General features: G+C 67.4%; 12 protein-coding genes and 1 pseudogene. 7 read left to right on the top strand and 6 right to left on the bottom strand.

Features of this window, described 5'->3' with window-relative positions:
• Positions 1-22: 22 nt before the first annotated feature.
• Complete coding sequence (locus ACFXKN_RS17300) at positions 23-1,201, bottom strand: acyl-CoA dehydrogenase family protein (protein ID WP_378951490.1); 1,179 nt, start codon at positions 1,199-1,201, stop codon at positions 23-25.
• A gap of 34 nt (positions 1,202-1,235) precedes the next feature.
• On the bottom strand, positions 1,236-2,411 hold the full coding sequence (locus tag ACFXKN_RS17305; RefSeq protein WP_378951486.1) for a Rieske 2Fe-2S domain-containing protein: 1,176 nt from the start codon (positions 2,409-2,411) through the stop codon (positions 1,236-1,238).
• A gap of 203 nt (positions 2,412-2,614) precedes the next feature.
• Between ACFXKN_RS17305 and ACFXKN_RS17310 the strand changes: the two genes are divergently transcribed.
• Together ACFXKN_RS17310 and ACFXKN_RS17315 are read left to right on the top strand one after the other, a co-directional pair.
• Positions 2,615-3,220, top strand: coding sequence for a hypothetical protein (locus ACFXKN_RS17310; protein ID WP_378951482.1), 606 nt, complete (start codon positions 2,615-2,617; stop codon positions 3,218-3,220).
• A gap of 146 nt (positions 3,221-3,366) precedes the next feature.
• Positions 3,367-4,224, top strand: a complete 858-nt coding sequence (locus tag ACFXKN_RS17315) for a DNA/RNA non-specific endonuclease (protein WP_378951479.1) — start codon at positions 3,367-3,369, stop codon at positions 4,222-4,224.
• 21 nt (positions 4,225-4,245) lie between these two features.
• On the opposite strand, the gene ACFXKN_RS17320 is transcribed toward ACFXKN_RS17315, so the two are convergent.
• A complete protein-coding gene (locus ACFXKN_RS17320) occupies positions 4,246-4,779 on the bottom strand; it encodes a VOC family protein (RefSeq protein ID WP_378951476.1) in 534 nt (177 codons plus the stop codon).
• 166 nt (positions 4,780-4,945) lie between these two features.
• Positions 4,946-5,608 carry a TetR/AcrR family transcriptional regulator gene (locus tag ACFXKN_RS17325; RefSeq protein ID WP_379433356.1) on the bottom strand — a complete coding sequence of 221 codons (663 nt, stop codon included), beginning with the start codon at positions 5,606-5,608 and terminating at the stop codon, positions 4,946-4,948.
• A 140-nt stretch (positions 5,609-5,748) separates the two neighbouring features.
• Here ACFXKN_RS17325 and ACFXKN_RS17330 point away from each other — a divergent pair, with 140 nt between their 5' ends.
• Complete coding sequence (locus ACFXKN_RS17330) at positions 5,749-6,684, top strand: oxygenase MpaB family protein (RefSeq protein ID WP_378951470.1); 936 nt, start codon at positions 5,749-5,751, stop codon at positions 6,682-6,684.
• Between the two features lie 44 nt (positions 6,685-6,728).
• Here ACFXKN_RS17330 and ACFXKN_RS17335 read toward each other — a convergent pair whose 3' ends face one another.
• A complete protein-coding gene (locus ACFXKN_RS17335; RefSeq protein ID WP_378951467.1) occupies positions 6,729-7,181 on the bottom strand; it encodes a nitroreductase/quinone reductase family protein in 453 nt (150 codons plus the stop codon).
• Positions 7,182-7,390: 209 nt separating this feature from the next.
• On the opposite strand from ACFXKN_RS17335, the gene ACFXKN_RS17340 reads away from it, so the two are divergent.
• The 4 genes and pseudogenes from ACFXKN_RS17340 to ACFXKN_RS17355 all read left to right on the top strand — a co-directional run bounded on the left by ACFXKN_RS17340 (position 7,391) and on the right by ACFXKN_RS17355 (position 11,073).
• Positions 7,391-8,755, top strand: a complete 1,365-nt coding sequence (locus ACFXKN_RS17340; RefSeq protein ID WP_378951464.1) for a hemolysin family protein — start codon at positions 7,391-7,393, stop codon at positions 8,753-8,755.
• Entirely contained in the window at positions 8,748-9,779 is a 1,032-nt protein-coding gene (locus ACFXKN_RS17345) for a hemolysin family protein (RefSeq protein WP_378951461.1), read from the top strand. Before ACFXKN_RS17340 ends, ACFXKN_RS17345 begins: the two co-directional genes overlap by 8 nt.
• 77 nt (positions 9,780-9,856) lie before the next feature.
• Positions 9,857-10,564 (top strand): annotated as a pseudogene (locus ACFXKN_RS17350) (PP2C family protein-serine/threonine phosphatase); the annotation flags it as partial.
• 110 nt (positions 10,565-10,674) lie between these two features.
• Positions 10,675-11,073 (top strand): MerR family transcriptional regulator, encoded by a 399-nt coding sequence (locus ACFXKN_RS17355; protein ID WP_378951458.1) that lies wholly within the window; start codon positions 10,675-10,677, stop codon positions 11,071-11,073.
• A gap of 369 nt (positions 11,074-11,442) precedes the next feature.
• Here ACFXKN_RS17355 and ACFXKN_RS17360 read toward each other — a convergent pair whose 3' ends face one another.
• Complete coding sequence (locus ACFXKN_RS17360) at positions 11,443-15,240, bottom strand: hypothetical protein (protein WP_378951455.1); 3,798 nt, start codon at positions 15,238-15,240, stop codon at positions 11,443-11,445.
• Between the last annotated feature and the right edge of the window lie 71 nt (positions 15,241-15,311).

Raw genomic sequence — 15,311 nt, forward strand, 5'->3', positions numbered from 1 at the left:
GTTGTCCTTCTGGGTATTCGGGTCAGATCATCGAGCGGAGGTGGTCCGCGGGCTCGAGTCCGAGGGAACTGACGGCCGAGGCGTGGTACACCGTGCTCGGCACGTGGATGGCGTGGGCGAGGCCGACGTGCGCGTCGCGCCAGTAGCGCTGCAGCGGCTTGTCGGTCCGCATCGCGTTGCCGCCGGACCGGGCGAAGATCTGGTCGACCGCGGTGACCGCGCGCCAGGCCGCGCGGACCTGGGTGCGCCGGACCGAGGCCCGTTCGGCGAAGCTGATCTCCTTGCCCGCGTCGACCGCGTCGAAGATCTTGTCGGCGTTCGCGAGGAGTTCCTGGCGCGCGGCGTTGATGTCGGCGGCGGCCTCGCCGATGGCGAACAGCACGTACGGATCGTCCTTGACCGCGGTGCCCTGCGCGCCGACCCGGTCGCGCTGGTAGTCCAGATGCGCGGCCAGCGCGCCCTCGGCGATACCGACCACCGCCGAACTGATGCCCAGCGGGAACATCGTCGACCACGGCATCTTGTACAGCGTCTCGGTGACCCCGTACTCCTTCTGCGCGGTGCCGTCGATGACGTGGTCGCCGTTCATCACCCGGTAGTCGGGCACGAACGCGTCCTTGACGATGATGTCCTTGGACCCGGTGCCCTTGAGTCCCACCACATTCCAGGAGTCCTCGACGATCTGGTAGTCCTGGCGTGGCAGGATCATGTGCAGCATCGTCGGCGGCAGCGCCATCTTGCCTTCGGCGTCACCGAGCATGGCGCCGAGGAAGATCCAGTCACAGTGATCGGTGCCGGAACTGAACTGCCAGCGGCCGTTGAAGATGTAGCCGCCGTCCACCGGGCGCGCGATGCCGGTCGGCGCGTAGGGCGAGGCCATCCAGGTGTCGTGATCGTCGGCCCACACCTCGTCCTGCACCTTCGGGTCGGCGAAGGCCAGCTGCCACGGGTGCACGCCGACGATGCCGGCGATCCAGCCGCTGGCCGGATCGAGCGCGGCGGTGGCCATCACCGTCTCGGCGAACTCGCGCGGGTGCGCCTCGAAGCCGCTGTACTTCTTCGGCTGCAGCAAGCGGATCGGACCCGCCGTCTTCAGCAGCTGGGCCGTGGCGTCGGGCAGTTGCCCGAGACGCTCGGCCTCCGGGGCCTGATCGCGCAGCTTGTCGGCGATCGCGGCGATATTGTCGAGAACCTTGGTCATCTTCGGTGGTGCTTTCTGTTCGGGGTGGTCGGGGTCAGGACATGGTGTCGACGACGGTGCCGCGGGCGATGTTGTCGGCCACCTCGGCCTCCCAGCTCGTCACCGCGCGTTCGGTATCGATCTCGAACTCGAACCGCTTGGTCATGTCCTCGGTGACGTCGGAGACGTCGACATAGAACTGCTTGTACCAACGGCGCAGCTGGTACACCGGACCGTCCTCCTCCGACAGCAGCGGATTGTCGATGGGCGCCTTGTTCTTCCAGATCTCGACGTCCTGCTCGAAGCCGTACTCCACGCCCTGCGCGAACTGCGCCGCCATCGCGTTGGCGTCCTCGTCGGACATACCCTCCGGCTTCTTGACCATCGCGCCGTACTGCAGCACGAACGAGTTCTCGTCGACCGGGTAGTGGCAGTTGACGAGCACCGTCTCGATTGTCATCCCGTTCGATTCGCTCCACAGCCAATCGAGCATGTAGGACGGCCCGAAGTACGAGGCGTCCGAGCGCAGCGCGGAATCCGGGTCGTCGTAGCTGGTGCCGACGGTGACGTCGTGGCGCGGGGTCGAGCGCATGTACTGGGTGGCGACGTGGCCCTCGAAGACGTTCTTGAAATAGCGCGGGAACGAGTAGTGCACGTAGAAGAAGTGCGCCATGTCGACGACGTTGTCGACGATCTCGCGACAGTGCGAGCCTTCGATCAGAATCGAATTCCAGGTCAGGTCGGTCCATTCCGGGGTGCCGTAGCCCTCGATCTCGGGAATGGTCACCTCGTCGGTGGGCTTGCTGCCCTGCGGGTCGTGCCAGACATAGAGCTGGCCGTTGCGCTCGAGCGTCGGCCAGGTGCGGGTCTTGGCGAGCGGCGGAACCCGGCGCGCGTACGGAATGGCCGTGCACTTACCGTTGCCGCCCCAGCGCCAGTCGTGGAACGGGCAGGCGATCGAGTCGCCCTTGATGGTGCCGTGTGCGAGGTTGCCGCCCATATGACGGCAGTAGCCGTCGAGCACGTGCAGCGCGCCGTCGGATTCGGACGCGAACACCACGAGCATGGTGCCGAAGGCCTTCACCTCGTGCGGTTTGCCGTCGCGGAACGACGAGAGCAGGCCGAGGCAGTGCCAGCCGCGGGCGAATCGAGTCGGCGCCGCGGCGGCCTCGATCTGCCGGTAGTCAGCGGTGGTGTCCGGTGATCGGCCGTTCGGCGAGTTCTCCGGCATCGAAACCTCCATGTTCGGACGGAGTGGGGATGAGCTGTGCCGATGGTCGCGCCGCGCGAGGGTCGGCGGGTCGTGGTGTTCCCGGTCAGCGGACATGTTTTCGTCCCGGTCAGCCGGCGTCCCGATGACCGGGAGAGGAACCGATCACAGCAGGGCGAGCGCCCTACCGTGACGGCATCGGTTACGACGAGCAGGAGACAATCATGGGTAACGTCGCGGTGGTCTTGGACACCGATGCCATCCGGCTGTTCGCGCAAGCCGCGCACTCCGACAATCCGGCCTACCGGCTCGCCGCTCGACCCGTGGTACCGCCGACCTTCCTGCCCGCCGACGGATCGAGGGTGGGGGAGCAGGTGGAGACCGATCACCGATTCTTCGGTCCACCGCCGCGCGCGGGTGACCAGCTGACCGCGATCCGCGCGGGTGCCCCCGGCCAGCCCGCGGTCGGTGCCGCCGAGTCGCTCACCCGATACTTCGACCGCACCGGCGGTCTCGTCGCCGAGTCGTGGGCGGCGGCCGAAACCTTTACCGGCGGACAGGTTTCGCCACAGGCGGCGGCGCTGTTGGCGACCTATGCCACCGACTGGCTCGGCGCCGAGGCGATCCGCCGGTTTCGCACCAGGTCGGTGCGGCCATTGCCGTCCGGAGAGGTCATGTCCTGTTCGGGGCGTGTCACGCAGAGCTATGTGCAGGACGGCGAATCGCGCGTCGATGTCAGCCTGGCCGGCGCCGATGCCGCGGGCAACGTCGTCGTGCGTGCGTGGGCCACCTTCGCCGTGACCGACGCCGGGATACCCGGTACGCACTAGCGGGTGAAGTCTCCTGCTGGGCTAGAGGCGTGTGGAACGAACGGGTAGTCGACTACTCGTGAGGACGTCTCCGGTGGCGACGACGATCGTGTGTACGCCCATCACGGGCGCCACACGCAATGTCCGCCTTCTGGAAGGGGCATCCGATGACCGCCCACGTGGCTACTCCGTCGACAACCGGCATCGAGCGCGCCGTGCTGCGGACCGGGTACGACCCGGACTTTCTCGGGCCGAGGGTCGAGGTGCCGGAACTGGATGCCGCTGTCCGCGGTGACGCGGTTCGCCTCGACGGCTCCGACGTCATCAGCTACACGCACTTCTCGTTGGCGTTGAGCACGCCGCGGCGGTTCGCGTTCTGGGTCGCGTGGAATATCGACGGTGCCGCGATGAGGAAACTTCCCCGCACCGGCATCGATTTCGTCAAAGACCCACGCATCCCGGCCCATGTGCAGGTGGGAAACGAACTCTACCTACGGAATCGGCTCGATCGCGGACACCTGGCGCGGCGCGCGGATCTGCTGTGGGGCAGCGAGAGCGAGGCCGAGCAGGCCAATATCGACTCGTTCTTCTACACCAACATCACCCCGCAAATGGACGATTTCAACCAGAGCAGCCGTGCTGGGGTGTGGGGACAACTCGAAGACGCGGTCTTCGCCGACGTCGACATCGACGACCTGAGGGTGAGCGTCTTCGGCGGACCGGCCTTCCGCGCAGATGACCAGCTGCATCGTGGCGTGGCGTTGCCGCGAGAATACTGGAAGGTGATCTGCTTCGTAGAGGGAAACCGGCTGCGGTGCAAGGCATTTCTGCTGACCCAGCATCTCGATGAACTCGAAGCGCTCGCGCTCGACGAGTTCCGCGTATTCCAGGTCGCGGTGCCCGAGATCGAACAACGAGCACGCTGCCGATTCCCGGCAGCCCTGCATATCGCCGACACCTTCGTCACCCAGGAGACGGTGGCCAACCGTAGACCGCTCGAGTCGACGGCCGACATCAGCTGGTAGTTCTCTTCCCCACCGGCCAGGTCAGGACATCGCTGCCCGCCGTGCCGCGACGCGCGCCCACACCTGTGGATCGGTGCGCGGGCCGCCCGGAGTGGCCGCGCCGTACCGGTGGATCTGGGCGTCGATGTCCAGTGGCGCGGTCAGCGAGGTACCCGGGGCGAGTGCGGCCTCGACCTCGTCATCGGGGACCAGCCAACACACCTCGAACTCGATGCCGTCGGGGTCGCGGGCGTAGAGCGCTTTGGTCGACCCGTGATCGCCCGCACCGGTCAGCGCGTGCGCCGCCACCAGGCGGTCCCGGACCGCGACCAGCTCGGACAACGTGTCCACTTCCCACGCGACGTGATAGAGCCCGACCGACCCCGCCGTGCCGGTCGCGGGTGTCCTGGCCTGGAAGAGTCCGAGGTCGTGGTCGTTGGCCGAGCCGGGGTAGCGCAGAAACGCGCCGCCGGGGAACCCTTCGGCGAGCCGCTCGAATCCGAGCACGTCCTCGTAGAACGCGATACTGCGCGGCAGATCCGCGACGAACAGCACGATGTGGTTGATTCCCCGCATCTGCGGTGGCCTCCTCGATCGAAAGTTCTCGACCCCCAACAGTCCCACGTCGGCATCGGTCGGCACCACCGGATGTCCGGGGAGTGGGAGTCTTCTTTCCCCGGCTTCGCCGCGCAGACCCAGGTCGTGCCGACGGCAAGCGGTCCGGCTGACGGTGCTCGGTCGGCTATCGCGCCGGCTTCGCCCCGGTGACGGGTAGCGCGCCGCGGTCGGTGCTCAGCAGCAGGCCCGCGATGAGGTCGGTGAGATGTTCTCTGGTGGTGTCGAATTCGCCGCGCATCCAGGCGGCGACCAGCTCCAGGGTGCCGCTCACCACGCTGTAGGCGGTCATATCGGCGTCGAGTGGACCGGCGGGTTCGGCCACGAGTTCGCGGCCCACCGCCGACATGGCGCGGGCGATCGCGTGCTGGGTGGACAGGCGCGCGGCCTGGAGTGCCTCGGTGCTGTGCGCGTTGAGCAGCAGGGCTGGTCGGCGGGGGTCGGCGAGCAGGAATCCGAGCGACGCGTCCGCTGCCGCGCGCACCTGACTGTCGATGTCCGGGGCGGCGTGGTGGGTGGCGGTGACCACCGCGGCGATGCCGAGGGCGGTGTGCTCCTCGACCAGTGCGGTGAGCAGGGCGTCGCGGTCGGTGAATTGCTCGTAGAAGTAGCGATCGTTGAGCCGGGCCTTGACGCAGACCGCCCGTTTGGTGACAGCGGGCGCCCCACCCTCGGCGAGCAGGTCGAGCGCGGCATCGAACAGTGCGCCACGGCGACGGGATCGGCGTTCATCCGCGGCCACGCCACCGTAGACGCGCGACGGCGTCGCGCCATCGGAGTCCTTGTGCATGGCCGCCTTTCCCTACCTCGGGCGTCAGCGTAGTCCACCGGCACTCTTGACCATCCACCAGTTCTGGTGCACTCTGACACCAGACTAGTTTGTGGTGCCGTCCTGCACCAGAACTGGCGGCGGAACAAAGGAGTTCACCGATGACCTGTCCTGTGCCACATCCAGACCCCCGCTCGGTCGATACCACCCCGGCCTTATCGGGCGAATCCCGCAGCGCCGTCGCACGATTCGAACGTGTCGGCGGATCGGTCCTCTTCGGTTTGTTCGGTGTCGGTTTGTTCGACCAGCCGATGCTGCCCCCGGTGTCGGCCGCGCTCGAGGCCACCGGACGTTCGCGGTACCAGCCGTGGGCGCGGGCGGTGCGCACCGCGGCGGCAGATCAGCTGATCTACCACGGCGAAGACGCCGATCGGGACGCCGAGTCGCAGCGTCTGATGCTCCTGCACCGCGACGTCAAAGGCGTCGGCCCGGATGGCGAACGATATTCGGCGCTCAACCCGCGGGCGTGGAACTGGATCCTCTACTCCACCTTCTTCGTTCAGCGCGGCGCCTACCTGGCATTGACCGGCGACACCCCGTCGGCGGCAACGGACCAGGCCATCTGGGACCACTACCGCACCAAGACGCGCGGCCTGCACCTGCCCGGCAACTCGCAGCCGATCGCGAACTACGCGGACCTGACCGCCCACTACGACAGCATGATCGCCGAACTATGCGCGACCTCGGCCCTCGAGGCCGCCACCAGCTCCGTCCGGCAGTCCCCGCGCCCGGACTTCCTCCCCGCCGTCGTCACCCCGCTCTGGCGGCTGAGCGCACCCACTCTCGGCTATCTGGCGATGATCCTCGGATGCGGCATCATGCACCCCGACGTGCGTGCCAAAATGCCGATCACCTGGACCGCCCGCCACGACCGCCGGTTCCGAGTCCTCACCACCGCCCTGCGTGTCGCCTACAACCGGCTCCCCGCCACCCTCACCGATTCTCCGATGGCCCGCAACCGGCGCAAATACGAACGCCTGGTCGGCCGCTACCGCAAGGTCGGCCTCACGTCGTTCGCACCCGATACCGGCAACTGACCTGGCTGTCGGCTGCTGGCATGCCGCAGTACCACCGGCCCGGTTCAGCGTGTTCGGTGCAGGACGACAATCGGCACCGTGCGGGTGCCGATCAGGAGCGCAGCTACCAGCAGTGCTGGAATCCCGTACCCGCGCAACACAAACAGACGTAGCAGTCGACGACGTTCGGTACCGGTGACAATCCGGGCGAGCATCGTCTGAGTGAGCCCGTCGGCGGTGACGGCGACTCGCGGATCCGCGGATATGTTGTAGTACCAGCCGGGCTGATGCCGCGAGCCCGCGTTGGTGCCGATGACCACATACCCGTCCTCGGTTCGACTGTAGTGCGACAGGATCACCGACCGCGCGCGTCCCGAGCGTCTGCCGATGGTGGCCAGCTCCAGGATTCCGACCTGGCCGACGCGCAGTCGGCCACCTCGAGATCGAAACTGCTTGCCCACGATGGCGTCCATCGCGTAAGACGTCATCCGTGCGAACCGCATCGATGTGCCACTCACCGCGCTGAGCCTAGCCGGACGACGTGCGAGCGAAACGGAGGAGCCCTATCCGGCCTCGGTAGGAGACCAATTCGGTTCGTTGGCCACTGGTTTCGGCGCGGAAACCATACAGTGCTACGTGCTAGTGTGGCGCGCATGCCTGATGGTGAAGTTGACGACGAAGGTCCGTCTAGATTGCTCCGCGGTGCGGCGCGTGACGGGGTGGGCATGTGCTGACCGCGTTGAGCGTGGTTCTCGGAGTGGTTGTAGTTCTGTTGATCACCGCGGTGACCGGGTATTTCGTTGCCCAGGAATTCGCGTATATGGCGGTGGATCGGTCCCGGCTCGCCGCGCGCGCCGAGGCCGGTGATGCGGCGGCGGGCCGTGCGCTCGCGGTGACGCGGCGGACGTCGTTCATGCTCTCGGGCGCCCAGTTGGGGATCACGGTGACCGGGCTGCTAGTCGGTTATGTGGCCGAACCGCTGATCGGTCGTGGCCTCGGGGAGATGTTCGGCGGGATCGGCATTCCGACCGCGGTCGGCATCGGTGTCGGCACGGTACTGGCGATCGTGTTCTCGACGCTGGTGCAGATGCTGTTCGGTGAGTTGTTCCCGAAGAACCTCGCCATCGCGCGCCCCGAACCGGTGGCGCGCTGGTTGGCCCGCTCGACCACCTTGTATCTGCGGGTATTCGGTTGGCTGATCTGGCTTTTCGACCAATCATCGAATGTCCTGTTGCGCGCGTTGCGGATCGAGCCGGTCCACGACGTGGAACATTCGGCCACCCCCCGCGACCTCGAACACATCGTGGCCGCTTCCCGTGACGCGGGCGAACTGCCGCGTGAGTTGTCGATGCTGCTGGATCGGATGCTCGATTTCCCTTCCGCCACTGCCGAACACGCGATGATCCCGCGTTCGCAGGTCGACCTGGTCAATGTCGAGGAGCCGGTCGCGACGGTGCTCGCTCGCATGAGTACCGGACACACCCGCTACCCCGTCGTCGGACATTCCAGCGACGATATTCTCGGCACCATCGAACTGCATGACCTGCTCGGCGGTGAACCGACCGGCACCGCGGGCGACCATATGCGGCCCGCGGTACTGGTGCCGGAGTCACTGGCGCTGCCCGAGGTCGTTGCCCGGCTCAGCACGGCGCGGCAGGAGATGGCGCTCGTCGTCGACGAATACGGCGGTTTCGCCGGGATCGTGACGATCGAGGACATCGCCGAAGAGCTCGTCGGTGAGATCGCCGATGAACACGACTCCGGCACGACCCCGGAAATCGTCGCGGTAGAAGATGGTTGGCTCATGCCGGGCGACATCCACCTCGACGAGGTCGAGCGGGTGATCGGAGTGGACCTGCCCGCAGGCGACTTCGAGACCATTGCCGGACTGATCATCAACACTTACGGCGGACTGCCGGAGGTAGGTGACCGGGTCGAGGTCGCGATTCCTCGCCGCGGCGCGGACTACATCGCCGAACGGCCGGGGCCGGCCCGAACGGTGGCGGCCGAGGTCAGAGCGATCGGCAAGCATGTGCCGTCGTCGGTGTGGTTGACCGTGCGCACCGAACAGACAGGCGGCAATGATGAGTAACCCGTGGGTGGTCGCCGCTGTCACGATCGTCCTGATCGCTTCCAGTGCGTTCTTCGTGGCTGTCGAGTTCGCGCTGATCGCGGCCCGTCGGCACCGGCTAGAGGATGCCGCACCGAAGAGTCGTGCCGCGCGTGCGGCATTGCGGAGTTCGGCGGAGTTGCCGGTGCTGCTGGCGGGTTCCCAGCTCGGTATCACGGTCTGCACCCTTGCCTTGGGTGCGGTCACCAAACCTGCTGTGCACCACTGGATCACCCCGCTCATCGAGCACCTGGGTGCCCCGCTGTGGGTGGCCGATGCGGCCGGGTTCGTGCTCGCGCTGATCGTGGTGACATTCCTGCACCTGGTGGTCGGCGAGATGGCACCCAAGTCGTGGGCCATCGCGCACCCGGAGAAATCGGCGACAATGCTGGCCATTCCGATGCGCGCGTTCATGGCGGTGACGCGGCCGCTGCTCACCGCGTTGAACCATGCCGCCAACTGGTGCCTGCGCAGGGTCGGTGTCACGCCGGTCGACGAGGTCGACGCGGGTCAGGACTCGGCCGCGTTGCGCCACCTGGTCGAGCATTCCGCGACCGCGGGCACCCTCGATGAACGCTATCACGGAAACCTCACCAGCGCACTGGAACTCGAACAGCTCACCGTCGGTGACATCACCGCGCCGAATCCCATGCCGAGCGCGGTAGCACCCACCGCCGGGATCCGCGACATCCAGGACATGTCGAGGGAGACCGGTCACCTGCGGTTGCTGGTGCGTGACGGGACCGACGTCCTCGGTGTGGTTCACGTGCGTGACAGTCTCACCGCCCTGCCGCGGACGGCTGCCGACGAACTGATGCGGCCGGTGCTGCGGTTCGGTTCGAGCGTCCCGGTGTACGAGGCGCTGCGTGTCATGCGCGAATCCCGCAGCCACCTCGCGCTGGTCACCGCCGCCGACGCCGGAACGGCGATCGTCGGTCTGGTCACCATCACCGACGTCCTGCAACGGCTGCTCCCTGCGGCTGCGGGCACAGACACGAAATACTAGGTAGAACAAGCAGGGTCACCACGACGAAGGGACGAAATCATGGGTGTCGACTTGCGATGGGCAACGAAGGTGTCGCCGTGACATCCCGATTGGTCTGTGCGCAGCGCAGCCATCGTGGGCTGGTCCGCGCGGCGAACGAGGACAGCTTCCACGCGGGGGCGAGGGTGCTCGCACTCGCCGACGGGATGGGCGGTCACTCGGCAGGCGAAGTCGCTTCAGCGTTGATGATCGCCGCACTGGCACCGCTCGAACAAACGGGTGACGGTGATCTCCTGCTACGGCTGGAACATGCGGTGCTGGAAGGCAACACGGCGATAGCTGAGCATGCCACCCGCAATCCGGAGACGGCGGGTATGGGCACCACACTCACCGCGATCTTGTTCGACGGCACCGCCTTCGGGCTCGTACATGTCGGCGACTCCCGTGCCTACCGGCTGCGTGGCAGTCACCTGTCGCAGCTCACCCACGACGACACCTTCGTCCAGTCCCTGGTGGACGCCGGCCACATCACCGCCGAGCAGGCGCGAACGCATCCGCGACGTTCGTTGATCATGCGCGCGTTGACCGGTGCGGCGGTGACCCCTGCCCTCGTAAATGGAAACGCCGAGATCGGCGATCGGTTTCTGCTGTGTTCGGATGGATTGTCGGATGTGGTCGGACCCGAGCAGATCGAAACGACCATGGCCGGCGCACGCACCGTCGACGCGTGCGCCGACCAGCTGATCGACCTTGCTCTGGCAGGTGGGGGACCGGACAACGTCACTGTCGTCGTCGCCGATCTCGTTGCCGCCACCCGAACCGAGTCATGAAGGCTGTGCTGCCGCACCGAACCACAACAGTTACGCTGATGGACGCCATGACCAGGTGAACGGCAGCGTGGAAAGAGGGCGCCGAGATGACCGAAGCGCCGATCCGGATCGGTGACCTGGCCAACCGCGCCGAGGTCTCGACTCGAACAGTCGACTACTACACCAGCCTCGGCCTGCTGAACCCGGCCGAACGCACCACCGGGAATTTCAGGCTCTACGATCCGGCAGACACCGAGCGGATCCAGCTCATCAAAAGTTTGGAAGCCCAGGGCATCCCGCTGGAGGAGATCGCGACCGCTTTCGCCTCGCGTACCGCGGACGTGGGGCCGATCCTCGAGCGCATCGACGACGACCTGAAGTCCTTCCAGGCTGTGGCCGAGTCTGCCCCGGAAGCGATGCAGGGCCTGCTCGGGGTCATCGCGACTCGCGTGCACACCCTCATCTACATCGCGCTCCAGATTCCTCCGGACATCCCCATCCTCTGACCGCGCGGGGGTCGCCGAGCGTCGCGGAGTGCGGGCATGAGACGAGCCCGCATGCCGAGGATGAAACTCGACATGCGGGCTCGGACGAACCGGATTCCTCAGAGGCCCAGGTTGATGGCGATGCTGAAGAAGTCGCCGCCGAATGCGTAGATGTCGTTGAAGAACTGAGTGAGTCCGGAAAGCATGATGGTTGATCCTTTGCTTCGTGTTTCTGGTGGAGATGCACCGTGGATCGGCGCAACACCACAGTGGCATCCCGAGTCGGTCCGATGACCAGATGGGCACGGTGTTTTCGCAGGTAGGAGGCGGTAAACAAGCATTCCGTTCCGGATGGAACACCGGTGTTCAGGCGGACGATCGGGCTCGGAATCAGGGCGCGCAGGCGTCGCTGAACTCGTTGCTCCACTGCGGCAGTTCCGCGTCGAGGACGGTGCCGCGACTTGCCGTGCAGACTCGCCGCGCCGCCGCCACCGCGTCGGTGCTCCACCAGCGCAGCACCGCGTTCTCCCCGCCGGCGCCGAGCATGCCGCGTGGATTGAAGGCCACCCGCCATCGGACGATGCCGGTCGGGGCGAGGGAACCACCGATGGGGTTCGGTGCTGTCGGATCGGCCACCGACCAGAGCCGGACCGTCTGATCGTCGGCACCGCTGGCCAGCAGCTGCGAGGTCGGGTCGAAGCTCACCGAGCGGATCGTGCTCGTGTGTCCGCTCAACTCGGCGATGGTGTCGACCCGATCTCCGGCGATGTGCAGGACGCGCACGATCTGGTCGTCCCCGGCGGTGGCGAGCAACGTGCCATCGGCGCTGATCGACAAGGCGTTCACCGGTCCGCCGCTCTCGGCGACCGCCGTGGAGGTACCGGCACCACCGTTGAGCGCCCAGCGGTGTACCCGCCTATCGGCCGATGCCGCGAACAACGTGGATCCGTCAGGGCTGAACAGGGCGGCGTTCACCCAGCCTGTCGGTCCGGTCAACGGCGTGGGGCCTGCCACCGGGCGTGCGCGATCGGTGAGGTCCCAGACCTGCATGCTGGTGTCGTCGTAGGCGGTGACCAGGCGTCTGGAATCCGGCGCGAACGCCAGTGCGTGGGCGTATCTGGCCCGGGGGATCGACAAGGTGGTCAGCGCGGTGGGAGCGGTGGGGCGCGTGGTGTCGAACAGGACCACATCACCGGTGTCGAGGAAGGTCACGGCCAGCGTCCGCCCGTCCGGGGCGAGGGCGACGTTCTCCACCCGTACATCGTCGTCGAGCGGCAGCACCGTCGACAGCAGCTGTGGCGTCGATCCGGTGGTGTCCCAGAGCAGCACCTGCCCGTCCCAGGATCCGGTGGCCATCAACAGGCCGGACGCGTCGTAGCTCGGCGCCTGCACCAGTCTGGTGTGGCCGGTGACCACGGCCGCAGACAGGGTCCAGACCTGCAGATTGCCTGCCTGCCCGCCGGTGAGGACCGCGGAATCGTCGAGGAAGGTCACTGTCGCCAGCGGTCCACGGCTGCCGTTCAGCGACTGTCCGACCCCCACGGGGTTGCCGACGTCGGTGACGCTCCACAGTTCGGCGGTGCCGTCGCGGGCCGCGGTGGCCAGCGTGCGGCTGTCGGGGGAGAAGGCCAGCGACCACACCGCGGCGGTGTGCGCCTCGATCGGCGCGCTCGTCGCTACGACGTGGTCGCGCTCGCGCAGCGACCACAGCCGAAAGGTCTGATCGTCGCTGCCGGTGGCCAGCATCGTCCCATCCGGGCTGACGGCGACAGCGTGGATGGCCAGCGCTTGCCCGGTCAGTGGGTCGCCGAGTTGGTGCGCGCGGTCCGGATCGGTGGTCTCCCATATCCGTGCGGTGCGGTCGTCGCTCCCGCTGATCAGCGTGTTGCCGTCCGGTGTGAAGGCCACGGTGCGGACCGAGCCGCCGTGTCCGGTCAGTACTCGGGTGGTTCCGGTCGACAGATCGTGGAGGCGGACCGTGCGGTCGTCACCTGCCGTTGCCAGCCACCGGCCGTCCGGCCGGATCGCCACCGCGTAGGCGGTGCCGCGGTGACCGAGGTCGAGATCGGGCAGCGCGACCGGATGTTCGACATCGGTGAGGTTCCAGCGGTGCACCAGGCCGGCGGCCCCGGTCGCGTACACCGTGCGATCGTCGGGCGCGAAGGCCACCGAGGCGACCCACGACGCGGTACGCAAAGGCGCACCGAGGGGAACGAGCCCGTGTTCGGCGCTGCGGCGCCACAGCCGGACCGTGTTGTCGTAGCCGGCCGAGGCCACGATGCCGGTGCCCGACTGCGCGGACGTGTAGATCGCGCCCTCGTGCGCGGGGACGGTCGCTGCCAGCGGCGACGACTGGGAGGCGAGCAGCAGGCCGCGTGCGTGCGCATCGCCCGGCCGCTCCGCCTCCGAGACCACCGCGAGCTGGGCCGATTCGGTCGAATCCACGGCCCGGTCGCGCTGGGACGCCGCGACGAGCGCCGCGTACTGCGCGTCGGCGCGTTCGCGTTCGGCACGTTGGCTCTGGCGCGTCGACACCACCGCGAGCACCGAGGTCACCAGCGCCGCGATCACCAGCACGAGTGCCAGCACCCGTTTGGCCAGCACTTGCCGTCGCCGCCCGGCCGCGGACGCGTCGAGGAATTCGTTGCCCTGTGCCGACAGGGCATGGGGTGTGCGGGTGCGCAACTCGCTCGCCACCGTCAGGCGACCGCCCTGGTAGAGCAGGGCCGGGTCTTTGCCCGCGTCCGCCCATTCCTCGACATCGGTCTGGAGCCGATGCCTGATGATCGCGTCCTCGCGGTCTTCGTCGACCCATTCGGCCAGCCGTGGCCAGGCCCCGATCACCGCGTCGTGGGCCAGCGAGGTGCCGTAGGCGTCCTGGGTGATGATCCTGGCCTCGGCCAGTGCGTTCAGGACCAGGGCGGCCGATTCCGGATCGCCGCAGCGACGCACGAGGGTGTCGCGATCGACGTGTCGACCCACCGACGTCCCGTCCGCCACCGGGGTGACCAAGTGCAACAGGATAGTTCGTGTGGTGTCGCGTTCCTGGGGACCGAACGACTCCCACTGCTGCTCGGCGCTGGCGGCGATCGCACCACGCACTCCGCCCGCCTGTTCGTAGGCCCGCACCGACATCACCTCGGCGTCGCGGAACTGCCAGGTACTGCGCAGGGCGTGGGCGAGCAGGGGGAACGTCCCCGCCCGGATCACGGTGGTGCTGCCGCGGATGCCGAGGTCGGCCAGCATCAACTCCACGAGCCCGTCGCCGATGCTGAGTCCCTGTGTCTTCGCCGGTTCCACGATGGCCGCGGTCAAGGCCTGCGCGGTCGGCGGGCCGAGCACCATCTGGTTGGTCTCGAGCAGCGTCGCCAACGCCGGGTGCCGAGAAGCGTGTGTGTAGAAGTCGGCGCGCAGTGCCATGATCACACCGGCGCATCGGCCTGGCCGCACGGGTCCGGGGACGGACATGTCGCGGAGAACGTCCAGGTACCGGTCGGCGGCCTGGTCGTCGAAGGGCGGCAGGAACAGTTCCTCGCACTGGTCAACGGCCAGCACATAGGGTTTCTCGGCGGCTCGCTCGTGCGCCCAGGATTCGAGGTCGTCGCCGGGTACCGAGGACGGTGTCACCAGCAGTACGTCGAACTCGTCGCGGATTCGGGCGGCGAACCCAGCCTGCAGCAGCGACGACTTCCCGACACCCGAGTCGCCGACGAGCACCAGTGGATCACCGGTGCCGAGGTTCTCGGCGAACCACGTCTGCATCGCCTCGACCTGGCTGTCGCGGCCCGCGAAGTACTCCGCGTCGCTGATGGTCAGCGCGGCCAGCCCCGGATACGGACAGATCGTCGATATCGTCGGCCGGTTGCCGGAAGGTTCCTGCTGCGCGCGTGACCACAGCTTCCGCCACGCGGTCATCGAGTACAAACCGGGCAGCTCGGGTTCGGGCCGGTGCAGTCGCGCCGGGGGAATGAGCACACTCAGCACCGCCGAGAGGCCGTCGAACTTCGCGGGCACGCTCTTGCCGAGCCGCCAGTCCGAAATCCGCTGCACGCTGACCTCGCGACCACGCGGATTGCGCGCCCGGATCTCCCGGGTTGCCCGGGCGCTGACCGCCTTCAACGGCGGTGCCCCGGCAGCGGAGTAGAGCAGGTCCAAACGATGCGCCAGGTCGGCGCGGGTGGTGCTCACCGCTGCTCACTCCCATTTGAAACGCGACTGTGTCTGTTGCCTCCAGGTCGATGCTACGGATTTGCTGGATG

Source organism: Nocardia sp. NPDC059195 (assembly GCF_042754695.1).
Classification (GTDB): Bacteria; Actinomycetota; Actinomycetes; order Mycobacteriales; family Mycobacteriaceae; genus Nocardia.